Below are 23,526 nucleotides of genomic sequence, written 5' to 3' on the forward strand. Positions count from 1 at the left end.
CATCAAATATCCTCCAGCGGGGTTTGCGTGTCAGCCAAGGCCCGCGTGTCGACAATGCGACGTGAGGCTATCAACGCCTTGATGGTGTCCTGGACATCCCACACGTTGACGTTCATGCCCGCCACCACACGCCCGTCGAGGATCCAAAAGGCAATGAACTCGCGCTTTTCCAGGCTTCCACGGACCACCAGTTCGGCATCCTTGGTGAGTGCGCCGAAGCCGGAGTACTCCATGCCCAGATCAAATTGGTCGGTGTAAAAGTACGGGATGTCATCCAGCACGGCCTGCTGACCCAGCATGGACTTCGCCGCCACCTTCCCGCTGGCAATGGCATTGGCCCAGTGCTCGGAGCGGGCGTAGGCGCCAGTGAACGGGTGCAGGGAATTGGCCACATCCCCGGCCGCGAAAACGTCGGGATGGGAGGTCTGAAGGGAAGCGGAGACCTCGATGCCGTTGTTGATGGTGAGCCCGGCGGCTTGGGCCAGCGCAAGGGTGGGCACCACGCCCACGGCAACAATCACCACATCCGCCGGCAGGGTGACACCCGTGGTGGTCAGGACCGAGCTGACATGGCCGTCGGTGCCCCGAATCTCCGCGGCGCTGGCGGGCAGCACAAACTGCACGCCGGCTTCCTTGTGCCGGTTGGTGAAGACTGCCCCGAGCTCCGCGCCAATGGCCACCGTCAGCGGTACGTCCTCCAGACCCAGCAAGGCCACCCGATTGCCCAGCTCTGTGGCCGTCGCGGCAATCTCCATGCCGATCCAACCTGAGCCGATCATGACCACATTCTTGCCGCCGCCCGTGAACAAGTCCTTCATGGCCAGGCTGTCAGCCTTGGTACGGAAGGTGTGCACGCCCTGAAGGTCGACGCCGGGAAAGGGGATATGGCGCGGATCGGCACCTGTGGCGATGAGCGCCTTGGCATACGCCAGTGTGGTGCCATCACTGAGGGTCACCGTGTGGGCCTGGGGGTCCAGCGCCGTTGCGGTGGTGCCGGTGAGCAGCGTGACGTGGTTGTCCGGGTACCAGCTGGCGGGCAGGGGGAGCAAGGCGTCTTCGCCCTCCTTGCCGGCCAAAAATCCCTTGGATAGCGGGGGCCGCTGATAGGGAACCTCCGGCTCCGCCGCCACGATGGTGATGGCGCCGGCGTAGCCTTCCTTGCGCAGGGTTTCCGCTGCCGTGGCCCCGGCCAAACCGCCGCCGATGATGACCATTCCGGGGGTGCCTTCAGATGCTGTGCTGTTTGACTCACTCATGATCGAAACTCTTTCCAAGGGAAATCAATTCAATGGTTCGGGAACTGCTCCCGCAGTGGTCCGGCGTCGGCCAACAGGCCAGTGAAAACGGAGGTGCGGGTCATGGTTCCGGCTGTATGCACGCCGCGCAACGACATGCACAGGTGCTCTGCCTCCATGACAACACCAACACCCCGCGGTGCCAGTGTGTCCTCAAGCCAGTTGGCCACCTGCTGGGTGAGCCGCTCCTGAACCTGGAGGTCGCGCGAGAAAAGCTCCACGCCGCGAGCCAACTTGGACAGCCCAAAGAGCTGGTCCCCGGGCAGGTAGCCCACATGGGCCACACCGCGGAAGGGCAGCAGGTGGTGCTGGCACAGTGAATGGAACGGAATGTCCTTGACCAGCACCAGGCCCTGATAGCCGTCGTCGTTGGGGAAGGTGGTCCACGACGTCTCGCGAGGGGTCAGCATTTCAGCATAGGCGGCAGCCACCCGCCGCGGAGTGTCCAGCAAATGCGGGTCAGTTTCATCGCGGCCCAGCGCTTGCAGGAACTCGGCAATGGCTGCCTGCGCCCGTGGCAGGTCCAGGGCGGACCCGGGTGCCTGAGGTTCGGGATCCTCAAAGGTGAGGATGTCGGGAAGAGATGCGCTGGAGATGGACATTTCCAACCCTTTCTAAAGCTTGTATTATCGACTTTAGAAGCGCAGACTCGAGGCGTCAAGTAGTTTCGAAACAATCCATAACCTGCCAACTTGTGGGAAGTCAGCCAGCGATGAATCAACCCGTGCGGAACCAGCCAACGCCGCTGGACCTCAATGCCGATCAGAGCCTGCGAGCCGTTGCCGCGCTCGGGGACCCCGTGCGGAAGCGGTTGTTTGAGCTGGTGCGCGATTCCGCCCAGGCCCTCAGCCGCGATGATTGCGCAGCCCGTCTTGAACTTCCCAAGAGCACCGTCAGGGCCCACCTGGACCGGCTGGTTGCGGAAAAGCTGCTCGTGGTGCAGTTCCGGAAGGTGGGCGTAAGGACCGGCCCCGGCTCCGGCCGCCCCACCAAGTTGTACATGGCAGCCTGCCGTGAGGTCAGCGCATCAGTCCCGCCGCGGCACTACGACCTCGCCGCTGGCCTCCTGGCGTCAGCGGTGCAGCGTTCCATTGACGGTGCGGTGGGCATCCAACAGGCCCTGGCCGAGGTTGCCCATGACGAAGGCAGGCGTCTGGGGGAGCAGGCCGGGACCATCCACGAGATGCTGTCCAGAACAGGCTATGACCCCCAGCCCGACGGCGAGGGTGGCACCGTCATGGCCAACTGTCCCTTCCATCGGCTGTCATTGGAGCATACGGGCGTGGTGTGTTCACTCAACGGAGCGCTGCTGGGTGGCGCCTTGGCCGGCTGCGGGGACACCGCCCACGCCCTGGAGCCAGACTCCGATGTGTCCCACTGCTGCGCCCGCCTGGTTCGCAAACAGTAGTCTGTTCTGAAGCGCGACGGCGTGTTCCCGGCCGCCACTGCCAGCCCGCCCCGGCCACCGCCCGTGCGCTAGGCTGCGGTTCATGGAACATGCCAGTGGAATCGAAGGCCAGTGGATAGCAGATGCGCTGGAGCGCAATCTCACCAAGGAGCGTTGGAAGCAGTGCTTCGGCACTGTGGCCGCAACGGTCCCTGACACTTTTGCGGCGTATGCGCGCATCTTCCACCGAATGGACGGTGGCAACGAGCCGGAACGGCGCTGGATGGATGTAGCCAAGGCCAAGGGCACACGCCTGCACCCGGAAGCCCAGTTTCACCGGCTGGCAAAAACGGAGCTCTACCAGAACGCCCTCATTGACGGAGCAAACGGCGTGGAATACTGGCGCCCCAATACGGGAGAAATGGACCAAAAGCAGTTGGTGGCGCTCGCGGACGTGCTGGGCGCGCACACAGCCGCGCAGCAAGACATCTTTCAGGCCGTCTGGGTGGGGTGGGGCGGTTTCGAGCCCGGGACCAACGGCATTCCCGCAGGGCCCGGCACCCAACTGACGGTGGCCAACGGCCTGCGCGCCTACTGGGTCTTCTGCGGCGCCATCGAAGAACTGTCCCGCCCTCCCTGGTTCGACGAGAACTTCGGCCGCACCATGCAAAGTCCCAACTTGGCGTGGCCCCGGGACAGGTCATGGTGCCTGGCCACCGAGATCGACTTTGATTCCACTGTGGTGGGTGGAAGCGTGGAACTCATTGCCGCCGTCGTCCAGGCCCTGGAGCTGGAAGCCGTTGAGGTGACCCCTTCCACCAATCTGAGCTCGGAAGGGGACACCGTCAACGTGTAGTTCTGCCACGTCCGGCGGCCACCGGGTAAGGGGGGCCGCCGGCAAGGCAGGAGGTGGGAGGGGTTAGAGGACTGCCTGGAGGGCGTCCACAATCCCTTCGCCGTAGTAGCTGTTGTTGCGCACCATGCCGGTGCACGTGGCGCCGGTTGGCGTGGCGGATGGCATGCACACGTGGTCCTCGGCCTGCTTGCGCAATTCGGAAATCAACTGCTTGGGCTGCCACCCGGGATGCGCGGACTTCATCAGGGCCAGCACGCCGGCAACCTGTGGGGATGCCATGGAGGTACCGCTGAGCAGGCCGTACTTGTTGTTCGGAAGGGTGGACAGGATGCGGGATCCCGGTGCTGCAACGTCAATGACGTTCAGTCCCCGGTTGGAGAAGGAAGACAACTTGCCAGCCTGATCGGTGGAGGACACTGTCACCACACCCTCCAGTTCCGTGGGGATGTCCTTGCAACCGTTGTTGATCTTGCGGTCAATGACTGTTCCGTCGTTCGGGCTGTCGGCGTCGGTCGTCTTGTTCGCCAAGTCGTAGGAAGCATTGCCCGCGGCTGCCGCGTGCACCACGCCCTTCTTGGTAGACCACGTCACTGCGCGCTCAACGGCCGTGCGGACAGCCAACTGGTCGGGCTGGTCGGCGCACCAGAATTCCACCGGATCAATGAAGTAGCTGTTGTTGGTGACGTCCATGCCCTTCATGCCGGCCCACATGAATCCGCAAATGGCGTATTCGGGGTAGATGAACCCGTCGTCACTGACCACCTTGACGGACGCCATGCGAACGTTGGGTGCCACGCCCACAATGCCGACACCGTTGCGGGCAGCGCCGATGATGCCCGCCACATGCGTGCCATGGGATGACGTGGTGGCGAACCAGCCGGTGGGCGAGGTGTCCGGGCGACCGGCATTGGCACAGTTCACGGAGTTGGCCACATCAATGTTTGCTGCCAGGTCGGGGTGGTTCGGATCAATGCCGCTGTCCAGGACACCCACCAGCACCTTGCGCGAACCGTCGGTGATCTGGTGCGCCTGATCCGACTTGATCTGGACGTGGCTCCACTGCTCGGCTTCGCGTGGATCGGCCGCGACGCCCTCGAATGTGGCGTCACCGTACAGCAAATCAGTGGTGGCCAGTTGCTTGCTGCGCTGCTGGGGTGCAGCCTTCCAGGGGGTCGCAATGCCGTCCGGAGTGCCCTCAGCCACCGTGGCGGTGCGCGTTGCACCAACCGATTCAACGGAGGACTTGCCTTGCTTGAGGACGTTGGCGCGGAAGCCGGCACTCTTGGACTGTGCAATAACCACGCCAATTTCCGGCCATTCCTGAACGGCCACGCCCCCGGAGGCAGTGATGGCCTTCACCACGTCCTTGGTCTTGTTGGCATTGGTGGACTTGGCGTTGACCACATAGCTCATGAGTTGGCCGTCTGCTGCAGGAAAGTCAACGGGTGTTGACTGCTGCGCGGGCGGTGCAGCCGTGGCGCTGCCACCAAGGAAAGTGGTTGCAGCCATGGCGACTGCGCATAGGGCGGCCGCCGTTGTGCGGCGGAAGAGTGCTTTCTGCATGGATTTAATCCCCCCGGGATCATTGTGTGATGTGGGACACGCCGATCCTGCCACCTGTTCCGTGGCCTTGACAAGGTTCGACACGGTCAGCGCCGCAGGCTTGGCCAAAAGGCCAATGCTCCGCCCGGTGCGGCTGGGCTGGACCCGGATATGGAAGGTGGCAGTGGTCCTGAGGGTGATGTTCTCAACAGCCCGCGGCGGTGAACCCTCCCATGCCTTAGAATTGTTTGGTGCCCGTGTACCTAGATCACGCGGCGACCACGCCTATATCGGCCCCGGCCCTCGCCGCACTCACCTCCGTTATTACCCGTAGCGGCAATCCGTCCTCACTCCACGGATCGGGCCGCCGTGCCCGCGCCACCGTTGAGGCGGCCCGCGAAACCGTTGCCACCGCTGCCGGTGCCCACCCCACCGAAGTCATTTTCACTTCCGGCGGCACCGAGGCAGACAATCTCGCCGTCAAGGGCCTGTTTTGGGCCCGCCACGACGCCGAACCGGCCCGCACCCGCATCCTGGTTTCCAGTGTCGAGCATGCTGCGGTGCAGGACACCGTCGAGTGGTTGGAAAAGCACGAGGGCGCCGAAGCTGTCTGGCTGCCCGTTGATGAGCATGGCACGGTGAGCCTTGTTGCGCTGGCCCAGGAACTGGCCGACGGCGGAGCCGACTCTGTTGCGCTGGTCACCTGCATGTGGGCGAACAATGAGGTGGGTACCGTGCAGCCCATCGCCGAGATCGTGGCCCTAGCCGCCCAGCACGGGATTCCCGTGCACTCGGACGCCGTTCAGGCCTTTGGTTCCATTCCCGTGAACTTCAAGGAATCCGGGCTTGCGGCCATGTCCATCAGTGCCCACAAGATTGGCGGCAGCGTGGGTGTTGGTGCGCTCCTGCTGGGCCGAGCCGTGAAACTGACACCCGTGCAGCACGGTGGCGGCCAGGAACGCACAGTCCGCTCCGGAACCCTTGACACCGCCGGACTGGCAGCCTTTGCCGCAGCCGCGCAGGACGTCACCCAAAATCTTGCCGCCGAAAGTGCCCGGATCGCAGCCCTGCGCGATGCGATCATTGCCGCCGTCCGCCACGCCGTCCCCGAGGCTGTTTTGCGCGGCGTGGATCCCGCGGGCAACCCGGCCAAACGGCTGCCCGGCAACGCCCATTTCACCTTCCCCGGCTGCGAGGGCGATTCCCTCCTGTTCCTGCTGGACATGGCAGGGGTTGAATCCTCCACAGGTTCTGCCTGCACCGCCGGCGTGCCCCGCCCCTCCCACGTGCTGCTGGCCATGGGCCTGGATGAGGACACGGCACGTGGTGCACAACGCTTTAGTTTGGGGCATACTTCCACCCCTGCGGACGTTGAAGCCTTTGTGGCCGCGTTGCCGCAAGCACACGCACGCGCAAAAACAGCTGGCATGTCGTCGCATGTTTCAAGCATTCAAACCGCCAGCACACAGTAGTTTCGGTCCGGGACAGCTCAAAGCCTGCGCTTTGTAGGTGCCCCGCCCGCTTCGCGGGCGCCCGAAGCCGCTCCCGGGCACCTACAAAGCTTCGGCTTTGAACCGGCCGGCGTCGTCTGTCGCGGTTGGCCGGACGAATTGATTTTTTGTTTCAACTGAAAGGTACGTAATGCGAGTATTGGCCGCCATGAGTGGTGGAGTTGACTCCGCCGTCGCAGCAGCACGCGCAGTGGATGCCGGGCACGACGTCGTCGGCGTCCACCTGGCGCTTTCCCGCATGCCCGGAACCTTGCGCACGGGCAGCCGCGGTTGCTGCACGGTGGAGGATTCCAACGATGCGTGGCGGGCCTGCGACAAGCTGGGCATTCCGTACTACGTCTGGGACTTCTCCGAACGGTTCAAGGAGGACGTGGTCCAGGACTTCATCGATGAATACGCCGCCGGCCGCACCCCCAACCCGTGCATGCGCTGCAACGAGCGCATCAAGTTCGCGGCATTGCTGGAGAAGGCCATCGCCCTGGGCTTTGACGCCGTCTGCACGGGCCACTACGCCAAGGTCATCACCGACGCCGACGGCAACCCGGAGCTGCACCGCGCCGCCGACTGGGCCAAGGACCAAAGCTACGTGCTGGGCGTGCTGACCCACGAGCAGCTCAAGCACTCCATGTTCCCCCTCGCCGACACCCCGTCCAAGGCCGAGGTGCGCGCCGAGGCGGAGGCTCGCGGCCTGTCAGTGGCGAAGAAGCCGGACAGCCATGACATCTGCTTCATCTCTGACGGCGACACCGCCGGCTGGTTGGCCGAGAAAATTGAAATGACCGACGGCGACATCGTCGATGAGACCGGCAGCAAGGTGGGCGGTCACACCGGCGCCAATCAGTTCACCGTTGGCCAGCGCCGCGGCCTGAAGCTTGGCACGCCGGCCGCGGACGGCAAGCCGCGCTTTGTGCTGGAAATCCGGCCCAAGGAGAACAAGGTCGTGGTTGGCCCGCACGCACTGCTGGCCATCGACGAGCTCAAGGGCATCAAGGTTTCCTGGGCCGGGCTGCCCATCGCCGAGGTTGCCACGGGCGCCGAATTCGATTGTTACGCCCAGGTCCGTGCCCACGGCGACCCCGTTCCGGCCCGTGCCTTTGTCACTGAAGTTATGGACGACGGCGTCGCCCGCCAAAGCCTGAATGTCACCTTGGAGGAGCCGCTGCGCGGTGTGGCGCCAGGCCAGACAGTGGTCTTGTACCAGGGTTCACGGGTGTTGGGCCAGGCAACCATTGATTCGGCACGGTCCCTGGCGCGGCCCGAAATTCCCTAGCGGCTCCAAAAAAATGCCGCCGTTCGCGCAAAATGCCACAGCTAGACCTGCGGCATTTTGCGCGAACGGCGGCATTTTTGTGCCGTAGCATCGGTGCTGCCAGGTGCCCCCTTGTGGTGCTGGCGTAAACTTCCACTAAAGGTGACTTGGCTCACGGAAGGTTTACATCATGCCCCCGCACACAATTCCCAACCCGCTCCAACATTTGGAGGGCGCACTGAACCAGTGCGCGGAAGTCATTGGCGCCATTTCGGCGAATCAGGCGGAATGGCCAACGCCGTGTGGGGAGTGGACCGTGCAGGACCTGCTGCACCACCTGGTGGTGCATGACCTGCATAAATACACTGTCATGGCCCGTGGCAATAATGTTGACCCGCTGGGCTCCCATGCGACAGTCGGTGCAGACTGGTCCACACGGTTTACGGACGGGGCGGCATTGCTGATGCGAACCTGGCACGCCGCCGACCTGAATGCCCAGGTCGCCCTGCCCGGCGGCGGCGAGGCGCCCCTGCGCAGCCGGATTGGCCTGCAGATCACCGAATTCACTGTCCATGCCTGGGACCTCGTCAAGGCCACGGGCGTGCCCATCATCCTGGACCCGGTCCTAGCGGAGCAATCCCTGGCCTGGGCGCAGCGGATGCTCAAGCCCGAGCACCGCGGGGTTGAACGCGGCATTGGACCCGAGGTGCGAGTTTCCCTGACCGCCGATTCCTACACAAGGCTGGCCGGCTGGTTTGGGCGCAGTGCCCACTTCGCGGCCGGCCCCCGGGTGGATGCACTTCCCTAACCAGCTGTCGCCGCCTTTTTGCCGTGCGGCACTAGAGAGAGGCTGCTGATGGCTGGGAGAATAGGGTGGTTGCGTTCGTTCATCGCGGCGATTGGCGTATCTGTGCTGGCCCTGACCGCGTGCACAGGCACTGGAGGGGCGGGAATAGCCACCCAGTCAGCTCCCTCCGGTAGTCCCGTGTCACTGGGCACCACGGACAAGGTCTCCTTCCTTGACCCCGCGTTTTCTTATGACAGTGGATCGTTTTTGGTCATGAACCAGATATACCCGTTCCTGCTGAACGCGGAGCCCGGCAGTGCGGACCCAAAGCCTGACATTGCCGAATCGGCGTCGTTCACTGCACCCACTGAGTTCACGGTCAAACTCAAGCCGGGGTTGACGTGGGCCAATGGCACCGACCTTGATTCGAAAGATGTGAAATTCACCTTTGACCGCCAGCTGACGATCAACGATGCCAACGGCCCGGCAACCCTGCTGGAGAATCTAGACAGCGTCAGCGCACCCGATGACACCACAGTGGTGTTCAAACTCAAATCGGCCAATGACCAGACGTTCGCCCAGGTGCTGACAAGCCCTGTGGCACCCATCGTCGACGATTCGGTGTTCAGCCCGGACAAGCTCACCCAGGATGCCGGGATCATTGCTGGCAAGTCATTCGCCGGTCAGTTCACCATCGAGTTATACAAACAGAACGAGCTCATTGCGCTCAAGAGGAACCCTGGCTATGAGGGGCTGCTGGGTCCGGCAAAGTCTGCCTCGGTGACAGTGAAGTACTACACCGATTCCAACAGCCTCAAGCTGGACGTGCAGCAGGGCAACGTGGACGTAGCGTGGCGCAGCATGACCCCCACCGACATCGACAGCCTGAAAAGGGATAACAAGGTCCAGGTGGATATGGGCCCCCGTGGAGAATTGCGGTACATAGCATTCAACGTCAACACCATGCCTTTCGGTGCCACATCACCGGCCCCGGATGCCGCCAAGTCCCTGGCTGTCCGGCAGGCTGCCGCTGACCTGATCGACAGGGAAGCCATCGCCACCCAGGTGTACAAGGGCACATACCTGCCCGCGTACTCATGGGTGCCGCAGGGAGTCACCGGAGCCATTGAACCCCTCAAAGTAGCCTACGGTGACGGCAGCGGTGGACCCGACACGGCAAAGGCGAAGAAGACCCTGGTCGAGGCCGGGGTCACCACCCCAGTGACGCTTGATCTGGTGTACAGCCCCGACCACTATGGGCCGTCATCCGCGAATGAATACGCACTTGTTGCGTCGCAGCTGGAAAAAGGTGGCCTGTTCACGGTCAACCTCCAGACCACCGAATGGGTGAGCTACCAGAAGGATCGCCGCCAGAACGCCCACCCGCTGTACCAGTTCGGCCGGTTCCCGGACTACGCCGACGCCAGCAGTTACCTGTCACCGTTTTTTGGCGCCACCAACATCCTGCGGAGCCACTACGAGAACAAGGATATCCAGGCCATGCTCGAGGAGCAGCGCAGCACCACAGGCGCTGCGGCCCGGACCAAGCTGATCGAGGACATCCAAACGGCACTCGCCGAGGATGTGCCAACACTGCCGCTGCTCCAGGGCGCCCAGCTTGCTGTCTCCGGCAAGGACGTCAGGGGCGTCAAGGACACACTCGATGCTTCCTTCAAGTTTCGTCTGGGAATGCTGTCCAAGTAGCACCTACAAGGCTGCTCAAGGCACCAGCAGCCGTCCAAGCCAGGTGTGGCGGGCACGTCCCGTTTCCGCACGTTCCCCCACCGGCAAGCTGCTCGCCACGGACATGCTGGCCACGCGGTGGCGGTGGCAGGTGGATGTGCTGCGTGGACACCGGTTTTGTCCCCCCTGCACACCACCTAAACTGTGTTTATGACCGAACCGATTCACGCCTCTGCGAACCAGTCCGTTGAAGCATTTGATCCCGGCGCCAGTTCCCTGACGGGCGCCGTTGACCCGGCCGTCATGGCCGAGCTGCTGTCCATCCGCTCCAGCATTGACAACTTCGATGCCACCTTGGTGTACCTGCTGGCCGAGCGGTTCAAGGCCACCCAGCGTGTTGGCGTGCTCAAGGCCAAGCACCAGCTTCCCGCGGGGGATCCCAACCGCGAGCTTGCCCAGATTCAGCGGCTGCGCGCCCTAGCCGAGTCGGCCCATTTGGACCCCGCCTTTGCCGAAAAGTTCCTGAACTTCATCATCAGCGAGGTCATTCACCACCACCAGGCCATCTCCGAGAGCCACTCAGCCGTGGCCGCCACGGGAGTGGTCCCCGTGGTCAGCGTTGACGGCCAGAGCTTTGTGGCTGCTCCCGACGATGCTGATGACGTGCCCGACGGCGGCGCCCAGAGCCGGTGAGCCCCTCAGCTGAGCGTTCCGCACCCCCGGCAGCAGAGGTGCGCCATAAACTGCCCGCAGCGGTTACGGCCACGGCCCTGGGCCCCTGGCCTGGAACCGACCCGGTGGAGGCTGCCAAGGTTTCCCTGGGCTTGTTCACCAACCCCCATTTGCCGGTGCTGGTTGATCTTCCCGCCCGGGGTGTTGGCTCGGATCCGGTGGGGAGAACGGCAGCCTTGCTCGTGGAGCTTCCGGTTGACGTCCAGCCCTATGGCTGGCGGTTCGTTGACAGGCCAGGCCAAGACCTGCGCCGGGCCACCTCGGCCCTATCCACGGACATCAACGTTTTGGCCGATGTTGCCGGTGCCGGGGAGATTCAGCCCGAAGACCTGAAAATCCATGTGATGGGCCCGGTGTCCCTCGCCGCCTCCATCCACCTGCACTACGGGGAGAGGGCCCTGCGGGACTACGGTGCCCGGCGTGACGTTGCCCAGTCATTGGCTGCAGGGCTGGCCCCGCATGCGGCGAAACTCAAATCCGCGGCGCCCGGTGCCGCACTGACACTGCAACTCGATGAGCCGGAGATTGCCGCAGCCCTGGCCGGCACCATCCCCACGGCTTCCGGCTACAGGACCCTGCGGTCCATCCCCGCCTCCGAGCTGCGCACCACATGGACTGCCTTTGTGGCGGCTGCGCGCCAGGCAGGTTTTGCGCAGGTGGCCATTAACCTTGCCCCCGCGGTGGCGTCAGGTGCCGGTAACGGTGTCCCGGATTCCCTCGCTGCCGAAGCGGCGTCCTGGCGCAAGGCGCTGGATATTGCGTTGGAATGCGGTGTTGACGCTGTGGCCCTGCCCTTGACGGACTTGGACACGGGCCACTGGGAACAACTGGCCGGGGCCATTGAATCGGGCATGCGGGTGTGGGCCGGGACTGTCCCCGCCAGCGCCGGCCAGCTGCCGCCGCAGTACTCGGCTCTGGTGGAGCGGATCACCAGGCCGTGGCAGGGCCTGGGCTTGTCGGCCAGCTCCCTGAACCAGTTGCGGATCACCCCTGTTGGCGGCTTGGCCCAGCTCACCCCGGTTGAGGCCCGGGCCGTGCTGAACCGGACCTTGGAAGTGGCCGACGCGCTGAGCGGGATCCGCAACAGTTAGCCGCCGGCTTCATTGGCTAAGCTGGCCTTGTTATTTGCGTAGTTTCGGGGGAACGGTACATGGTTCAAAGGTTCATTGTGCGGTGTGCGGTGGCTGTCCTGCTCGCCTGCATGGCGCTGACGGGTATTGGGCTGAGCTCCGCCACAGTAACGTCCATGACAGGCTCCGCGCAGGCGAGCGGAACCGGAGGCGGCGGGACCGCGCCTCCCCGCACATCAAACCCCGCCCCAGCGACCATTCCCGGGTTGAACCCGCTCCCCGAGGGCGGCCGGGCCAAGGGGCGCAGCCCTGGGGAGGAAGTCGCAACCCCATGGGACCTGCCGGCTGGTTCACGGGTTTTTAATCCTGTCTCGGGCCGGGAGGAAGTCACTGATCCCGCCATTGCCCGATCAGTGGTCCTGATTGGTGATTCGCAATCCAGTGGAGCCGCCGGCGTTGCCGGCACAGACACCTGGGTTCAATTGGGGCTCGCTGCCCGGGGCTACAAGGTGCGTTTCCTTGGCGGTGCAGGGGTTGGCTTTGCCGCCAAGACGGCCAAGATTCCCAGCTATCCTGACGCCGTGGAGAGCGGCCGAGTGCTGCTTCCCTTCGGCAATCCCGCCCTGGTGGTGGTTCAAGGTGGCGGCAACGATGCCTCGCAACAGGTGCCGGACGCCAAAATTCTGGCCAACGCGGGCAGGCTGCTCAAGGACCTCAAAACCAGTTACCCGGACTCCGAGTTCCTGTTCATCGGCACCCTTGCCAAGGGGCAGCTCAACGGCGGCGGCCGGCGCACCCAGGTCGATGCGTTGCTGGCAGGTTTCGCCAAACGCAACGGGGTACGGTTCATCAGCGCAGGGGACTGGTTGACCCGCTATGGTGTCACGGGCAAGATGGCCGACGGCGTGCACCTGACGGCGGGCGGGCACGGGGAGCTGTCCAAGGCACTCGCCGGCAGCCTCAAGGCCATGGGCATCCAAGGACCGGGCACCAAATAGCCCGCCAGCGGACAGCCCAGTCTCAGAGCCGCCCCGCGGCCTTGAGCCTGATGTACATATCCGCCAGTTGCGGTGGCAGCTCCTGCGGCGGCGCATCCACCACGGAAGCCCCGGCCTGTTTCAGGACAGCAGTGATAGCTGCACGGCGGTTCAACGCGTGTTCGGCTGCTGCTGCACGGTAAGTCAAAGTGGTGGTACGCCGTTCGTGGCGGGCCGCATCGACGGCCGGGTCCCGCACCGAGGCCACCACCACCACGTGCTTTTGCGACAGCGATGCCACGAGCGGGATGAGCCCTTCCTCGGCCGCCCCGGCGTCCAGGGACGTCACCAGCACCACCAGGGATCGGTGGGCCGTGACGGCGCGTACCTCTCCGGGGATGGCCTGGTTGTTCAGTTCGATCAGCTCCGGTTCAAGGGGAGCCAGGCCCTGCACCATGGCGTTGAGCATGTTGCCCTTACCTGTGGAGGAAACCCTCGTGCGGACACGGCGGTCGTACGCTATCAGGCTGACCCTGTCCCCACCACGTTCGGCCAGAACAGCAAGCAGCAGGGATGCCTCAATCCCGGTGTCCAGGGCGGTCTCGTCCTCAATGCGCGCCGCCGAGGTGCGCGAGGTGTCCAAAACTATCACCACACGGCGGTCCCGTTCGGGCCGCCACGTGCGGACCACCACATCGCGGCGCCGGGCCGTGGCGCGCCAGTCGATGGAGCGGACATCGTCGCCGCGGACATAGTCGCGCAGGGAATCAAACTCTGTGCCGGCGCCACGGATCTGGACCGCTGCCTTGCCGTCCAGTTCGCGCAATTTGCGCAACTTGGACGGCAGGTGGCGCTTGGCATGGAAGGCCGGCAAAACCCGCAAGGTGCCTGGTGCCTCGATGGTGCTTTGCCGGGCAGCCATGCCCAGGGGTCCAAAGGAACGAATGGTCACATGGTGGGTGAGCAGGTCACCGCGGCGGGCCGGCAACAGGGTGATGCTCAGGGCGGCCCGTTCGCCGGGGCGGATCCGCACGATTTGCAGGGCGTTGCTTGCCCCCGCCGACGGCTGCCAGCCGTCCTTGACAACAGCATTTAGCGGCCTGGCGGATTCGTTGGCAAGGCGCAGCACTGCGGTGGTGTGCTCGCCCAGGCGCACCCCTGAGGGGATCGTGCGGCGCAGCACCACCTGGCGCGGGGATGCGGCAAGGGCCACATCAAGGATCACAATGAGCAGCAGAACGCCCAAGGCCAGGAGCCAAGTTACGGGGCCGGGCATGGCGATGATCGGCACCACGGCTGCCAATGCCACAAGGAAGAACCTGCCCGAAATCGCCATAGTCGCCCGCCCCGATCAGCGGGGAACGGGCACAGTGGCCAGAATGGAGAGCAGGATGTCATCCACGGCAACGCCGTCCATCTCGGCCTCCGGGCGCAGGGCCACACGGTGCCGCAGGGTGGGCAGTGCCAGGGCCTTGACATCGTCGGGGGTCACAAAGGCGCGGCCCGACAACCACGCGTAGGCGCGTGCTGACTTCAGCACGGCCGTTGCCCCGCGCGGCGAGACACCCAGCTGGAACGACGGCGCGGTACGGGTTGCGCGGACCAGGTCCACCACGTATGCCAAGACTTCCGCTGCCACGCCCACCTGGGACACTTCTTCGCGGGCCCGGCTCAGCTCGGCCGCTCCCGCCACGGCACGCACACCGGCGGCGTGCAGATCCTGCGGGTCAAAGCCCAGGCTGTGCCGGCGGATGACCTCTATCTCATCATCCCTGCTGGGCAGATCCATGGTGAGTTTGAGCAGGAACCTGTCCAGCTGTGCTTCGGGCAGGGGATAGGTCCCCTCATACTCCACCGGGTTCTGGGTGGCGGCCACCATAAACGGTGCCGGCAGTTTGCGGGACACCCCATCCACGGAGACCTGGTGTTCCTCCATGGCTTCCAGAAGTGAGGCCTGGGTCTTCGGTGGCGTCCTGTTGATCTCATCAGCCAGGAGAATATTGGTGAAGACGGGGCCTTCGCGGAAGGTGAAGGCGGAGGTGCTGGAATCGTAAATGAGTGAGCCCGTCACATCGCCAGGCATAAGGTCGGGGGTGAATTGGACCCGCTTCGTGTCCAAGCTCAGGGCAGCGGACAGGGCCCGCACCAGCAGCGTCTTGGCAACGCCCGGCACGCCTTCAAGCAACACATGTCCACCGGCCAGCAAGGCGATCAGCAGCCCCGTCACGGTGGACTCCTGGCCCACCACCGCCTTTGCCACCTCACCGCGCACAGCCAACAGTGCCGCAGCTGATGGGCTCATGGCAGGCTGCCCCGCCGCCCCCAGATGCGCCGCCCCCTGATACACGGCCGCGTGCTGGGGAGCCTGATACGGCGGCTGGTCTGGGTAACCTTGCTGTGGGTATCCCTGTTCGGGGTAGCTCTGCTCTGGGTAGTTTTGCTGTGGGTGGGGCATGCTCATCGCTGTGCCACTTCTTCCTCTAATGCCGCCAGTTCTGCGGCCATGGACAACATGACTTTTTCGGATGTGGGTGCCTGGCCAAGCAGCAAGGCGTGCACGTCCGCCTGCCTGCGGCCGGTGGCTGCCGCCACGGCATCTGCTACCGCGGCCGGGGGAGCGGCATGTCCCAACCGCAGGGTGTGTGCCAAACGGGACACAGCGGCATGCTGCAACGTCCGGGTGGCCGTTTCTACGGCCCGGGCGTCCTGGTACAGGCGGGCCCGTCCCGTCAGTGTCTCGGAGGATTTCACCACGACGGGGAGGGGCTCTGCAACCAGGGGCCCGTTGCGGCGCCCCTTCCACAACATGCCCAGGACCGCCACCAGCAAAAGCCAGGCCGACGCCGGAAAGATCCACTCGGGCGTGAACTCAGACAGGGTGGGTGGTTGCTCCGCCACGGGAATGTCCTGCACGGAAGCTGTGTACCAGATGAGGTTTGGTGTGCCGCCCAATATCCGCAACGTCAAGGCGGCATTGCCGCGGTTGGCCAGGTTCTGGTTGCTGATGATGCCGGCGTTGCCGAGCGCCACCACGCTGCCTGTGCCGTTCACGGCCAAATAGCCACCGGCCGCACCGGAGGGCATAAAGCACGTCTGTGCACCCTTGTACAGGTGCAGTGGGCGCCGGTCACCGTTCCCGGCACCACCGTCGATCACTCCCGCGGCCACAGCATCCGGCTGCGTGCATTGGGGCGCAACACTGGGGGTGCCCGCGGTGGTTCCAGCACTGGACATCTCGGCGCCAAGGCCCTTCAGTGCCAGCGGGGCCGGGGCAATGGCAACGAGTGCGGCACCGGTTTCCCTAGCCCGCAAAGACAGGGCGGCCACTTGGGCGGGCGACAGCAGATTCTTGGGATCGTAGAACAACACAGTGCTGGTGCCCGGACCGTTGGCGTCCAAGGCTGCAGTGGCGGCTGCCAGCGAATCTGCTGCGCTGACGTTGACCCCCTGCTGGCGCAGCACAGACGCCGCTGCCTGGGCACCTGCCGGGGCCGGGTTGGTGATGGAGAGGGCTCCGGCGGTCTTGTCGGGACCGCTGCCCAGAAAATATCCCAGCAGTGACAACGTGATGAACGCGCCAAGGCAGATCAGCCAAAACCGGTATTTCCCCCACCAACGCCGGGCATCTTGGGCGGGGCTTGGCGAATCGGCCCGGAAGGCCTGTTCAGTGCCGCTCATGGGGACACCGAATCCTGCGCATAGAGGGGTTTTGTGCCTGCAATACTGCGGCAGGTTCCAACAAGTTCCTCGTACATGGCAGCTGTGGGCGGAAAATGTCCGTAGCGCACGGCGTTGAACAGGTCAGCGGCTCGACTCAGCTCGGAAGCCTGCGCGGGGAAGGCACGTTGCAGCTCGGCTGCCACCTCCATCGCTGTTCGGCCGGGGGCCATGGCGCTGATGTCCCGTTCTTCACCGGAACGAACCAAAGCGCGGAATTGTTCACTGATGGCGGTGCCAAAATCCCCCGCCGCAGCGGCCGCAGAGGCCAGCGAGGCGTGCTGCTGGCTGGTGAGAATGAGTTCGTTCGTAAAGACGGCCACGGCAACAGCCTTCTTCCGGTTCAGTTGGGGCCGGACAATGAAAATAATGACCAGGATGGCGATGACGGCAAGCCCAATCACAATGCCCAGACCAACGCCTCCGTCGGCCACTTTCAAACCGTTGAGCAGATCGTCAAAGGCCTGCCTCAGGAACTCCACCACGCGTTCCGCCAAGCCTGGTTTGGCATCTTGGTACGCCTTGTGGGCAAGTTCTTCTTGTGCCCAACGGCGTGCCTCATCGGCATCCGGGACCACCGGGACGCTTCCTGCGAGCAGGGCCGCCTGCACCAGCGCCAATGCTCCTACTGTCCGAAGTTTCCCGGCGGCAGGTGCTGCCCGCCGCCAAGGGCGCTGGCCAGCGTCGCGCCGGGGATGCCGCCGTCGTCCTTCGCCGACTCGGATTCCTTGAGCAGTGTGATGTCGAAGCCGTCGCGGCGCATCCGCAGGTCAACATAGATCAAGGCCATGACGCCCGTTTGGAAGGCCAGCGTCACGGCACCCACCAGCGCCCCAATGAATCCCGAGATGGCCTGGGCGATCAGTGTCTGGGTCAGCAGTTGATCAGGGGTGGGATCCATGGTCATCAGGGGCATCACCATGGAGGTGATCAGGCTGACGGGAGTGGTGATGACCCCGCCGATCACGGCAGCTATGACACCTGCCAGCAGTGAGGTGCCAAAGGTCCGCCACCAATTCCCGTTGGTCAGCACCCACGAACGCTTGATGCCCTGCAAAAAGCCAACGCTTTCAACAACAATCGCGGCCGGGGCCAGCAGCATCTTGGTGCCGATCCATACACCGACCGCCACGAAGGGCAGGATCGCCAACACGGAAAAGCCCACTGCGGCGCCGGGGCTGTTGGCGCCGAACGCCATGACGAGTGCCACGGCAATGGCTGTGTACAACAAAATAGCCAGCAGCACAGCGGCGGCATACACCAACGCCAGCAGCACCAGGGAACCGATGCGAGGCTTGGCCAGGCGCCACATCTGCCCGAACGAGGTCTTGCGATTGAGCACTGCACGGATCACCGGGATCACCATGGCACCTTGCAGCACCATTTGAATCATGGTTGAGAGGAACGCCGTCAACAAGATGGAGATGGAGAAGGTGATCAGCGGACCCGCCATCGCTTCGAATTCCGGCGGATTCGTTTCATCGAAGGTGAAATTGCTATCCGTGAACAACGTCATGAACTGGCCCAGGGCCAGGAACATGACCGCCAGGGTCACCGCAACCGTCACCAACTGGAAGATCAGGGCAGAACCAAACATGGCCTTGCCATTGCGGCGGGCAGCCTGGAAGGCGCCGTCGAGAATTTCGCCAACCCCCAAAGGACGCAGCGGAATCACGCCAGGCTTGGGTGGGGCCATGTAGTTGTTGTATCCGCCCGGCTGCTGACCGGGCTGGCCGTAGTGACCCCACTGCGGCTGCTGGCCCGGGTACTGGGGCTGCTGCTGCGGGGCGGGCTGGCCATACTGTCCCCACTGGGGCTGGGCCGGATACTGGGGCTGCGCGGGCTGGCCATACTGTCCCCACTGGGGCTGGGCCGGATACTGGGGCTGCGCGGGCTGGCCATACTGTCCCCACTGGGGCTGGGCCGGGGGTGGAGTCTGCTGGCCGTACTGGGGCTGGGCGGGCTGCTGCCAAGGCTGGGCCGCGGGTTGTCCGGAAGGAGCAGGGGGAGCCGGATCGTGGCCGGACCCAGCGTTTTGCCCGTCACCCTGTGGCTCCACCGGCGGCTGCTGCGGTTCGTGCGTCATTGTGCTCCCTGAAAGTTTCCCCAGTAAAAATCATCCACAGCTCCGGTGGCTGTCTTCAAACCCTATCGGGAAGATCGCCATTTGCCGTGTGAATGGTGTGGGCACGGCGCAAATCTGGCGCAAAATGGGCCTAAAACCACAGCTGGTGCACATGCTGTGGAGCGTCGATGGGGACAATGTGGGGGTAATAGGCAAATATAGAACCATGAAGGCACGCATTTTAGTTGTTGACGATGACGAGGCACTGGCCGAGATGATTGGCATCGTGCTGCGCAATGACGGTTTTGACCCCGTTTTTTGTGCTGACGGCGCCAAGGCACTTGAGGTTTTCCAGTCCAACAAACCGGATTTGGTCCTCCTGGACTTGATGCTGCCTGGAATTGACGGAATCGAGATCTGCCGGCTGATCCGCGCCGAGTCGGATGTTCCCATTGTCATGCTCACGGCCAAGTCGGACACCTCGGATGTGGTCCGCGGGCTCGAATCCGGTGCCGACGACTACGTGGCCAAGCCGTTCAAGCCGGCCGAACTGGTGGCCCGGGTCCGGGCCCGGCTGCGCCCCGGCGATGTCAAGGCACCCGAGACGCTCTTTATTGGTGAGATCACCATCGATGTGGCCGGGCATGCGGTCCGGCGGGCCGGGGAGCGGATACTGCTCACCCCGCTGGAGTTTGATCTCCTGGTGGCGTTGGCCCGCAAGCCGTGGCAGGTGTTCTCCCGTGAACTCCTGCTGGAGCAGGTGTGGGGCTACCGCCACGCCGCTGACACCCGCCTGGTCAATGTGCATGTCCAACGTCTGCGTTCCAAGATCGAACGCGACCCCGAGGCCCCCGAGGTTGTCTTGACTGTCCGCGGCGTTGGCTACAAGGCCGGGCAGTAGGCGCTGAACAGCGGAGCACGCCGGTGAGAACGCAATGAGCCCCCACAACGCCGTCGGCGACAGTTCAGGCGGGAACGCCATGGACAACGGCAGTTCCATGCCCGACGACGGATCCCAGCCCGCCGCTGCCACCCCGCCGGACGCTGGCGTTGCGGCAGGGGCGGACCGTGCCGTGACCGCCGTCGTGCTGGAAAAAGTGGGGCAGGGCCTGCGCAGGGCCGGGACACGGATCATTCGTGGCGCCGGGAAGGTCCGGCGCTCCCTGGCCAGGCGCTGGCGCACCTCGTTGCAGTTCCGCACGGTGGTGACCACCCTGTTGATCGCATCCGTGGCGGTGGTGGGTGTGGGCGGCTACCTGGCCGGTCAGATTTCCAACGGCCTGTTCAAGGAACGCCTGATCCAGGCGCAACAAGAGTCGGCCAGGGGCGCCACCCAGATCCAGGAAGATTTCTCCAACGCCAGCCTGAGCGACCAGCCGCGGGTGTCCACCTATGTGCGGGACACCTTGAAATTGCTGGAAGTGGGCGGTGCGGACGACAACCGCAGGTACCTGATGGTCAAGATTCCGGGCCAAAGCAGCAAGCTTGCTGTCAGCTCCGCGGATTCCGGCGGAGTCACCACGGCCATCATCCCCAGTGAGCTGCGCAAAGCCGTGCAAGCGGATTCGGACGGCCAGTTTTGGCAGTCCATAGCCTTGCCCACAGGAAGTGCAGGCGTCCATCCGGCGGTGGTGATTGGCAGCCAGGTCCAGTTGCTGAACACCAACTACGAGCTGTACATGATCTACGACCTTAACAGTGCGCAAGTGACACTGAACTACATTCAATCGGTGCTGTGGCTTGCCGGCGGCATCCTGCTCCTGCTCATTGGTGCCATTGTCTGGTATGTCACCCGGACAGTGGTGAATCCCGTCAGTCAGGCGGCAGCCGTGTCCGAGAAATTGGCTGCCGGTGAGCTCGAGGAACGCATGCAGGTCACGGGCGAGGATGAGATGGCCAGGCTGGCCACCTCCTTCAACAAGATGGCCACCTCGCTCCAAGACCAGATCACTGCCCTGGCCACACTCTCGGACATGCAGCAGCGCTTCGTCTCGGATGTTTCCCACGAGCTTCGCACCCCGCTCACCACTGTGCGTATGGCCGCCGAGGTCCTCTACGACGCCCGCGACGACTTTGACCCCATCAACAAGCGGTCCTCGGAGCTGCTCTTCCATCAGGTGGAGCGCTTTGAGCTGCTTCTGGCGGACTTGCTGGAAATCTCCCGTTTTGATGCTGGGGTTGCCGATCTGGACGCGGAATCGCTGGACATTTTCTCCGTGATCCATTCCGTGATCGACGGCGCAACCCCCGTGGCGCAGGCCAACTCAACCGAGCTGTCCGTGGTGACCCGGCTGCGCAACCACAAATGTGTTGTGGAGATGGATTCGCGGCGGATCGACAGGATTTTGCGCAACCTGGTCCTGAACGCGGTGGAGCACAGCGAGGGAAACCCCGTGAAGATCTTTGTCTCAGCCGATGAAACCGCTGTGGCAGTGGCGGTGCGCGACTACGGCATTGGCATGTCGCCCTCGGCCCTGGGCCACGTCTTTGACAGGTTCTGGCGTGCCGACTCCGCCAGGGCCCGCACAACAGGCGGCAGCGGGCTGGGTCTGTCCATTGCCATGGAGGACGCCCGACTGCATGACGGCTGGCTCGAGGCGTGGGGGGTTCCCGGCGAAGGATCCTGCTTCCGGCTGACCCTGCCACGCAAACGCGGCGGGGTGCTGACGCATTCACCCGTTCCGCTTCCGCCCGACGGCGGCGGGCGGGCAGGGCGTTCACCCTCGCTTGCCACCGGCCCCATCATGACCCACACAGGATCCATCGGTGTTGTGGGCGCCCTGGGCAGCTTCAAGTCGGTCCCCGGGCAGGATTCCGGAAATTCATCGGAGAGGGCAGAACAGTGAGCAGCACAGCGGCGGGGGCAAGGCGTCACCTGACTCAGGCGCACCGGCAGCGGGCGATGGCCGCCTGGGCCATGGCCGTCGTCGTCCTGCTCCTTGCCGTGGCAGGGTGCGCCGCCATACCCACTCACGGCCCCGTGGGAAAGAGCGATCCCCTGGCGCCACGGGACAACTCGGTCAACATCGATTTTCAGCAGTTTGGGCCCGTTGACGGAGCGTCCCAGGAAAGCATCATTCGTGGCTTCATCGAATCCGGCACGGGCATTGCGGACGACTTCCAGGTGGCGCGGCAATACTTGACTCCCGGACTGGCACAGTCGTGGGCCCCTGACCAGCGAACAGTCATCTACACGGACACGTTCTCCGCCACGCCCGGAACGGAGAAGGACAGCTTCGTATTGACCTTTGATGTGGTGTCAACCGTGGATGCTGATGGTGTCCGCACCCCAGCACAAGAGGGTGCCACCACCAGCGTTGAGGTCAAAATGGTCCAGGTGGCCGGGCAATGGCGAATTTCCGAAACACCCGACGGGCTGTTGCTGACAGAAGCCACCTTCCAAACACTTTTCAGCCCCGTCTCGCTGTATTTCTACGACCCCACCTTCACCTATGGCGTCCCGGATGTGCGGTGGCTGGCGTCGCGCACATCGCGCACAGCAACAGCCATTGTAAGGACCATGCTCAACGGGCCAGCCCCCTATTTGCAAGGGGCTGTTGTCAGTGCCTTCCCCAGTGGCATTGCCCTGGAACGTGACTCCGTGCCCGTCAACAACGGTGTTGCCAAGGTGGGACTGACGGCGCAGCCACTTCTGGAAACCAGTGTTGCCCAGCGTCAGCAAATGCATGCCCAACTGCTCATGACCTTTCAAAAGAGCCTCAACACCATCACCGAGCTGCAGCTCTTGGCAGACGACCGTGAAGTGGACATGGGCGGGGCGGATACGGGTGTGCTGCCGATGATTATCGACAGACCCGTTTCAGCGACCCAGATTGCGCTGGCCAAGAACGAGCTGGTCACCTACGACGGCACCAAAATTGCTCCCATCGCGAATATGGCTTCCGTTGCCGCGCTGCTGCCCTCGGCACCTGCCATGTCCTATTCGGGAAACAATTTTGCCTTCCTCTCGGGTGCCGGCAACCAGATCTACACGGTCAGTCCCGGCAAGCAGCCAACGGTGGCGGTGGCCGGCAATTCCCTCACAGCACCGTCATTCGCGCCCAATGGGTGGATCTGGACTGCCGCCGGTGACGGCTCGGGTCAGGTGAGCGCCATCAACCCGGATGAGGGCGGCAAAATGGGCGACCCTGTTGTCCTCACCGTGCCGTGGTTGGTGGGGCAAACCGTCACAGCCGTGCGGATTTCCCGGGATGGGGCCCGGGCGTTGGTCATTTCCCAGGCCAACGGTGTGAGCACCGTGAACCTCACCGGCATCTTCAAAACCGGTGACGTGCCCAAGGAACTGACAGATCCCATCAGCATCGCCCACAGCGCAACGGCAACACTTGGCGTGTGGGCGGGGGAGTCAACCTTTGCCGTGGCGGCGCCTTCGGCAACGGATCCGGTCTCGGTGGAAATTTTGGACCTGGTGCGCAGCCCCATTCAATTGGATTCACTCAAGGGGGTCCAGTGGATCAGTGCCGGTTCCGGTGTTCGGAACGTGCACGCCCAAACGGCAACCGAGATTTACAGCAACGTTGGCAACCATTGGGAAGTCGCTGCCAAGGAGCTTCGCCAGGCATCCTTTGCCGGCTAGTTCGTGCCCCGATCTTCTGTGATGGGGCCTGCGGCGGCATGTAATTGATCCACAGCCA

General features: G+C 63.9%; 21 protein-coding genes. 13 read left to right on the forward strand and 8 right to left on the reverse strand.

All coding sequences use genetic code 11. The features are described 5' to 3' along the window. Positions 1-2 precede the first annotated feature (2 nt). A complete protein-coding gene (locus ACX80Q_RS08970; protein ID WP_459330187.1) occupies positions 3-1,256 on the reverse strand; it encodes an NAD(P)/FAD-dependent oxidoreductase in 1,254 nt (417 codons plus the stop codon). A gap of 29 nt (positions 1,257-1,285) precedes the next feature. Beyond that, on the reverse strand, positions 1,286-1,897 hold the full coding sequence (gene folE / locus ACX80Q_RS08975) for a GTP cyclohydrolase I (protein ID WP_459330188.1): 612 nt from the start codon (positions 1,895-1,897) through the stop codon (positions 1,286-1,288). 110 nt (positions 1,898-2,007) lie between these two features. On the opposite strand from folE, the gene ACX80Q_RS08980 reads away from it, so the two are divergent. Together ACX80Q_RS08980 and ACX80Q_RS08985 are read left to right on the forward strand one after the other, a co-directional pair. Then, entirely contained in the window at positions 2,008-2,703 is a 696-nt protein-coding gene (locus tag ACX80Q_RS08980) for a helix-turn-helix transcriptional regulator (protein WP_459330189.1), read from the forward strand. An 82-nt stretch (positions 2,704-2,785) separates the two neighbouring features. Further along, positions 2,786-3,538: a hypothetical protein gene (locus ACX80Q_RS08985; protein WP_459330190.1), complete on the forward strand. Its 753-nt coding sequence runs from the start codon at positions 2,786-2,788 to the stop codon at positions 3,536-3,538. 63 nt (positions 3,539-3,601) lie between these two features. Here ACX80Q_RS08985 and ACX80Q_RS08990 read toward each other — a convergent pair whose 3' ends face one another. Further along, on the reverse strand, positions 3,602-5,101 hold the full coding sequence (locus tag ACX80Q_RS08990) for a S8 family serine peptidase (protein WP_459330191.1): 1,500 nt from the start codon (positions 5,099-5,101) through the stop codon (positions 3,602-3,604). A 230-nt stretch (positions 5,102-5,331) separates the two neighbouring features. Here ACX80Q_RS08990 and ACX80Q_RS08995 point away from each other — a divergent pair, with 230 nt between their 5' ends. From ACX80Q_RS08995 to ACX80Q_RS09025, 7 genes are all read left to right on the forward strand, one after another. Next, the gene (locus ACX80Q_RS08995; protein WP_459330192.1) at positions 5,332-6,552 is read left to right on the forward strand and encodes a cysteine desulfurase family protein; all 1,221 of its coding nucleotides are present in this window, start codon (positions 5,332-5,334) and stop codon (positions 6,550-6,552) included. Between the two features lie 169 nt (positions 6,553-6,721). Beyond that, a complete protein-coding gene (gene mnmA / locus ACX80Q_RS09000) occupies positions 6,722-7,861 on the forward strand; it encodes a tRNA 2-thiouridine(34) synthase MnmA (protein WP_459330193.1) in 1,140 nt (379 codons plus the stop codon). Positions 7,862-8,030: 169 nt separating this feature from the next. After that, a complete protein-coding gene (locus ACX80Q_RS09005; RefSeq protein ID WP_459330194.1) occupies positions 8,031-8,648 on the forward strand; it encodes a TIGR03086 family metal-binding protein in 618 nt (205 codons plus the stop codon). Between the two features lie 48 nt (positions 8,649-8,696). Beyond that, positions 8,697-10,331 carry an ABC transporter substrate-binding protein gene (locus ACX80Q_RS09010; RefSeq protein ID WP_459330195.1) on the forward strand — a complete coding sequence of 545 codons (1,635 nt, stop codon included), beginning with the start codon at positions 8,697-8,699 and terminating at the stop codon, positions 10,329-10,331. Between the two features lie 189 nt (positions 10,332-10,520). Next, on the forward strand, positions 10,521-11,003 hold the full coding sequence (locus ACX80Q_RS09015) for a chorismate mutase (protein ID WP_459330196.1): 483 nt from the start codon (positions 10,521-10,523) through the stop codon (positions 11,001-11,003). After that, positions 11,000-12,133 (forward strand): uroporphyrinogen decarboxylase/cobalamine-independent methonine synthase family protein, encoded by a 1,134-nt coding sequence (locus tag ACX80Q_RS09020; protein WP_459330197.1) that lies wholly within the window; start codon positions 11,000-11,002, stop codon positions 12,131-12,133. The genes ACX80Q_RS09015 and ACX80Q_RS09020 overlap by 4 nt, the downstream gene beginning before the upstream one ends. 59 nt (positions 12,134-12,192) lie before the next feature. Next, positions 12,193-13,110 (forward strand): SGNH/GDSL hydrolase family protein, encoded by a 918-nt coding sequence (locus tag ACX80Q_RS09025; RefSeq protein WP_459330198.1) that lies wholly within the window; start codon positions 12,193-12,195, stop codon positions 13,108-13,110. Between the two features lie 22 nt (positions 13,111-13,132). Here ACX80Q_RS09025 and ACX80Q_RS09030 read toward each other — a convergent pair whose 3' ends face one another. From ACX80Q_RS09030 to ACX80Q_RS09050, 5 genes are all read right to left on the reverse strand, one after another. After that, positions 13,133-14,425 carry a DUF58 domain-containing protein gene (locus tag ACX80Q_RS09030; protein ID WP_459330199.1) on the reverse strand — a complete coding sequence of 431 codons (1,293 nt, stop codon included), beginning with the start codon at positions 14,423-14,425 and terminating at the stop codon, positions 13,133-13,135. A gap of 15 nt (positions 14,426-14,440) precedes the next feature. After that, positions 14,441-15,391 carry an AAA family ATPase gene (locus ACX80Q_RS09035; protein WP_459330246.1) on the reverse strand — a complete coding sequence of 317 codons (951 nt, stop codon included), beginning with the start codon at positions 15,389-15,391 and terminating at the stop codon, positions 14,441-14,443. 155 nt (positions 15,392-15,546) lie between these two features. Further along, a complete protein-coding gene (locus ACX80Q_RS09040) occupies positions 15,547-16,767 on the reverse strand; it encodes a DUF4350 domain-containing protein (RefSeq protein WP_459330200.1) in 1,221 nt (406 codons plus the stop codon). Beyond that, positions 16,764-17,417 carry a DUF4129 domain-containing protein gene (locus ACX80Q_RS09045; protein ID WP_459330247.1) on the reverse strand — a complete coding sequence of 218 codons (654 nt, stop codon included), beginning with the start codon at positions 17,415-17,417 and terminating at the stop codon, positions 16,764-16,766. Before ACX80Q_RS09045 ends, ACX80Q_RS09040 begins: the two co-directional genes overlap by 4 nt. Positions 17,418-17,431: 14 nt before the next feature. Beyond that, positions 17,432-18,502, reverse strand: a complete 1,071-nt coding sequence (locus tag ACX80Q_RS09050; RefSeq protein ID WP_459330201.1) for a DUF7847 domain-containing protein — start codon at positions 18,500-18,502, stop codon at positions 17,432-17,434. 42 nt (positions 18,503-18,544) lie between these two features. Here ACX80Q_RS09050 and ACX80Q_RS09055 point away from each other — a divergent pair, with 42 nt between their 5' ends. The 4 genes from ACX80Q_RS09055 (at position 18,545) to ACX80Q_RS09070 (ending at position 23,468) form a co-directional block, all read left to right on the forward strand. Next, positions 18,545-18,904, forward strand: a complete 360-nt coding sequence (locus ACX80Q_RS09055) for a hypothetical protein (RefSeq protein ID WP_459330202.1) — start codon at positions 18,545-18,547, stop codon at positions 18,902-18,904. Between the two features lie 193 nt (positions 18,905-19,097). Further along, complete coding sequence (gene mtrA / locus ACX80Q_RS09060) at positions 19,098-19,772, forward strand: MtrAB system response regulator MtrA (protein WP_103464681.1); 675 nt, start codon at positions 19,098-19,100, stop codon at positions 19,770-19,772. A 34-nt stretch (positions 19,773-19,806) separates the two neighbouring features. Continuing rightward, positions 19,807-21,717: an MtrAB system histidine kinase MtrB gene (mtrB, locus tag ACX80Q_RS09065; RefSeq protein WP_459330203.1), complete on the forward strand. Its 1,911-nt coding sequence runs from the start codon at positions 19,807-19,809 to the stop codon at positions 21,715-21,717. Beyond that, on the forward strand, positions 21,714-23,468 hold the full coding sequence (locus ACX80Q_RS09070; protein ID WP_459330204.1) for an LpqB family beta-propeller domain-containing protein: 1,755 nt from the start codon (positions 21,714-21,716) through the stop codon (positions 23,466-23,468). The genes mtrB and ACX80Q_RS09070 overlap by 4 nt, the downstream gene beginning before the upstream one ends. Positions 23,469-23,526 lie beyond the last annotated feature (58 nt).

The organism is Arthrobacter sp. HLT1-20 (assembly GCF_054510895.1).

Excerpts from the sequence above, each read along its gene's own strand:
- ACX80Q_RS08970 (WP_459330187.1), bottom strand. The coding sequence starts at position 1,256 with ATGAGTGAGTCAAACAGCACAGCATCTGAAGGCACCCCCGGAATGGTC.
- folE (WP_459330188.1), bottom strand. The coding sequence starts at position 1,897 with ATGTCCATCTCCAGCGCATCTCTTCCCGACATCCTCACCTTTGAGGAT.
- ACX80Q_RS08980 (WP_459330189.1), top strand. The coding sequence starts at position 2,008 with ATGAATCAACCCGTGCGGAACCAGCCAACGCCGCTGGACCTCAATGCC.
- ACX80Q_RS08985 (WP_459330190.1), top strand. The coding sequence starts at position 2,786 with ATGGAACATGCCAGTGGAATCGAAGGCCAGTGGATAGCAGATGCGCTG.
- ACX80Q_RS08990 (WP_459330191.1), bottom strand. The coding sequence starts at position 5,101 with ATGCAGAAAGCACTCTTCCGCCGCACAACGGCGGCCGCCCTATGCGCA.
- mnmA (WP_459330193.1), top strand. The coding sequence starts at position 6,722 with ATGCGAGTATTGGCCGCCATGAGTGGTGGAGTTGACTCCGCCGTCGCA.
- ACX80Q_RS09005 (WP_459330194.1), top strand. The coding sequence starts at position 8,031 with ATGCCCCCGCACACAATTCCCAACCCGCTCCAACATTTGGAGGGCGCA.
- ACX80Q_RS09010 (WP_459330195.1), top strand. The coding sequence starts at position 8,697 with ATGGCTGGGAGAATAGGGTGGTTGCGTTCGTTCATCGCGGCGATTGGC.
- ACX80Q_RS09015 (WP_459330196.1), top strand. The coding sequence starts at position 10,521 with ATGACCGAACCGATTCACGCCTCTGCGAACCAGTCCGTTGAAGCATTT.
- ACX80Q_RS09025 (WP_459330198.1), top strand. The coding sequence starts at position 12,193 with ATGGTTCAAAGGTTCATTGTGCGGTGTGCGGTGGCTGTCCTGCTCGCC.
- ACX80Q_RS09030 (WP_459330199.1), bottom strand. The coding sequence starts at position 14,425 with ATGGCGATTTCGGGCAGGTTCTTCCTTGTGGCATTGGCAGCCGTGGTG.
- ACX80Q_RS09035 (WP_459330246.1), bottom strand. The coding sequence starts at position 15,391 with ATGAGCCCATCAGCTGCGGCACTGTTGGCTGTGCGCGGTGAGGTGGCA.
- ACX80Q_RS09040 (WP_459330200.1), bottom strand. The coding sequence starts at position 16,767 with ATGAGCGGCACTGAACAGGCCTTCCGGGCCGATTCGCCAAGCCCCGCC.
- ACX80Q_RS09050 (WP_459330201.1), bottom strand. The coding sequence starts at position 18,502 with ATGGCCCCACCCAAGCCTGGCGTGATTCCGCTGCGTCCTTTGGGGGTT.
- mtrA (WP_103464681.1), top strand. The coding sequence starts at position 19,098 with ATGAAGGCACGCATTTTAGTTGTTGACGATGACGAGGCACTGGCCGAG.
- mtrB (WP_459330203.1), top strand. The coding sequence starts at position 19,807 with ATGAGCCCCCACAACGCCGTCGGCGACAGTTCAGGCGGGAACGCCATG.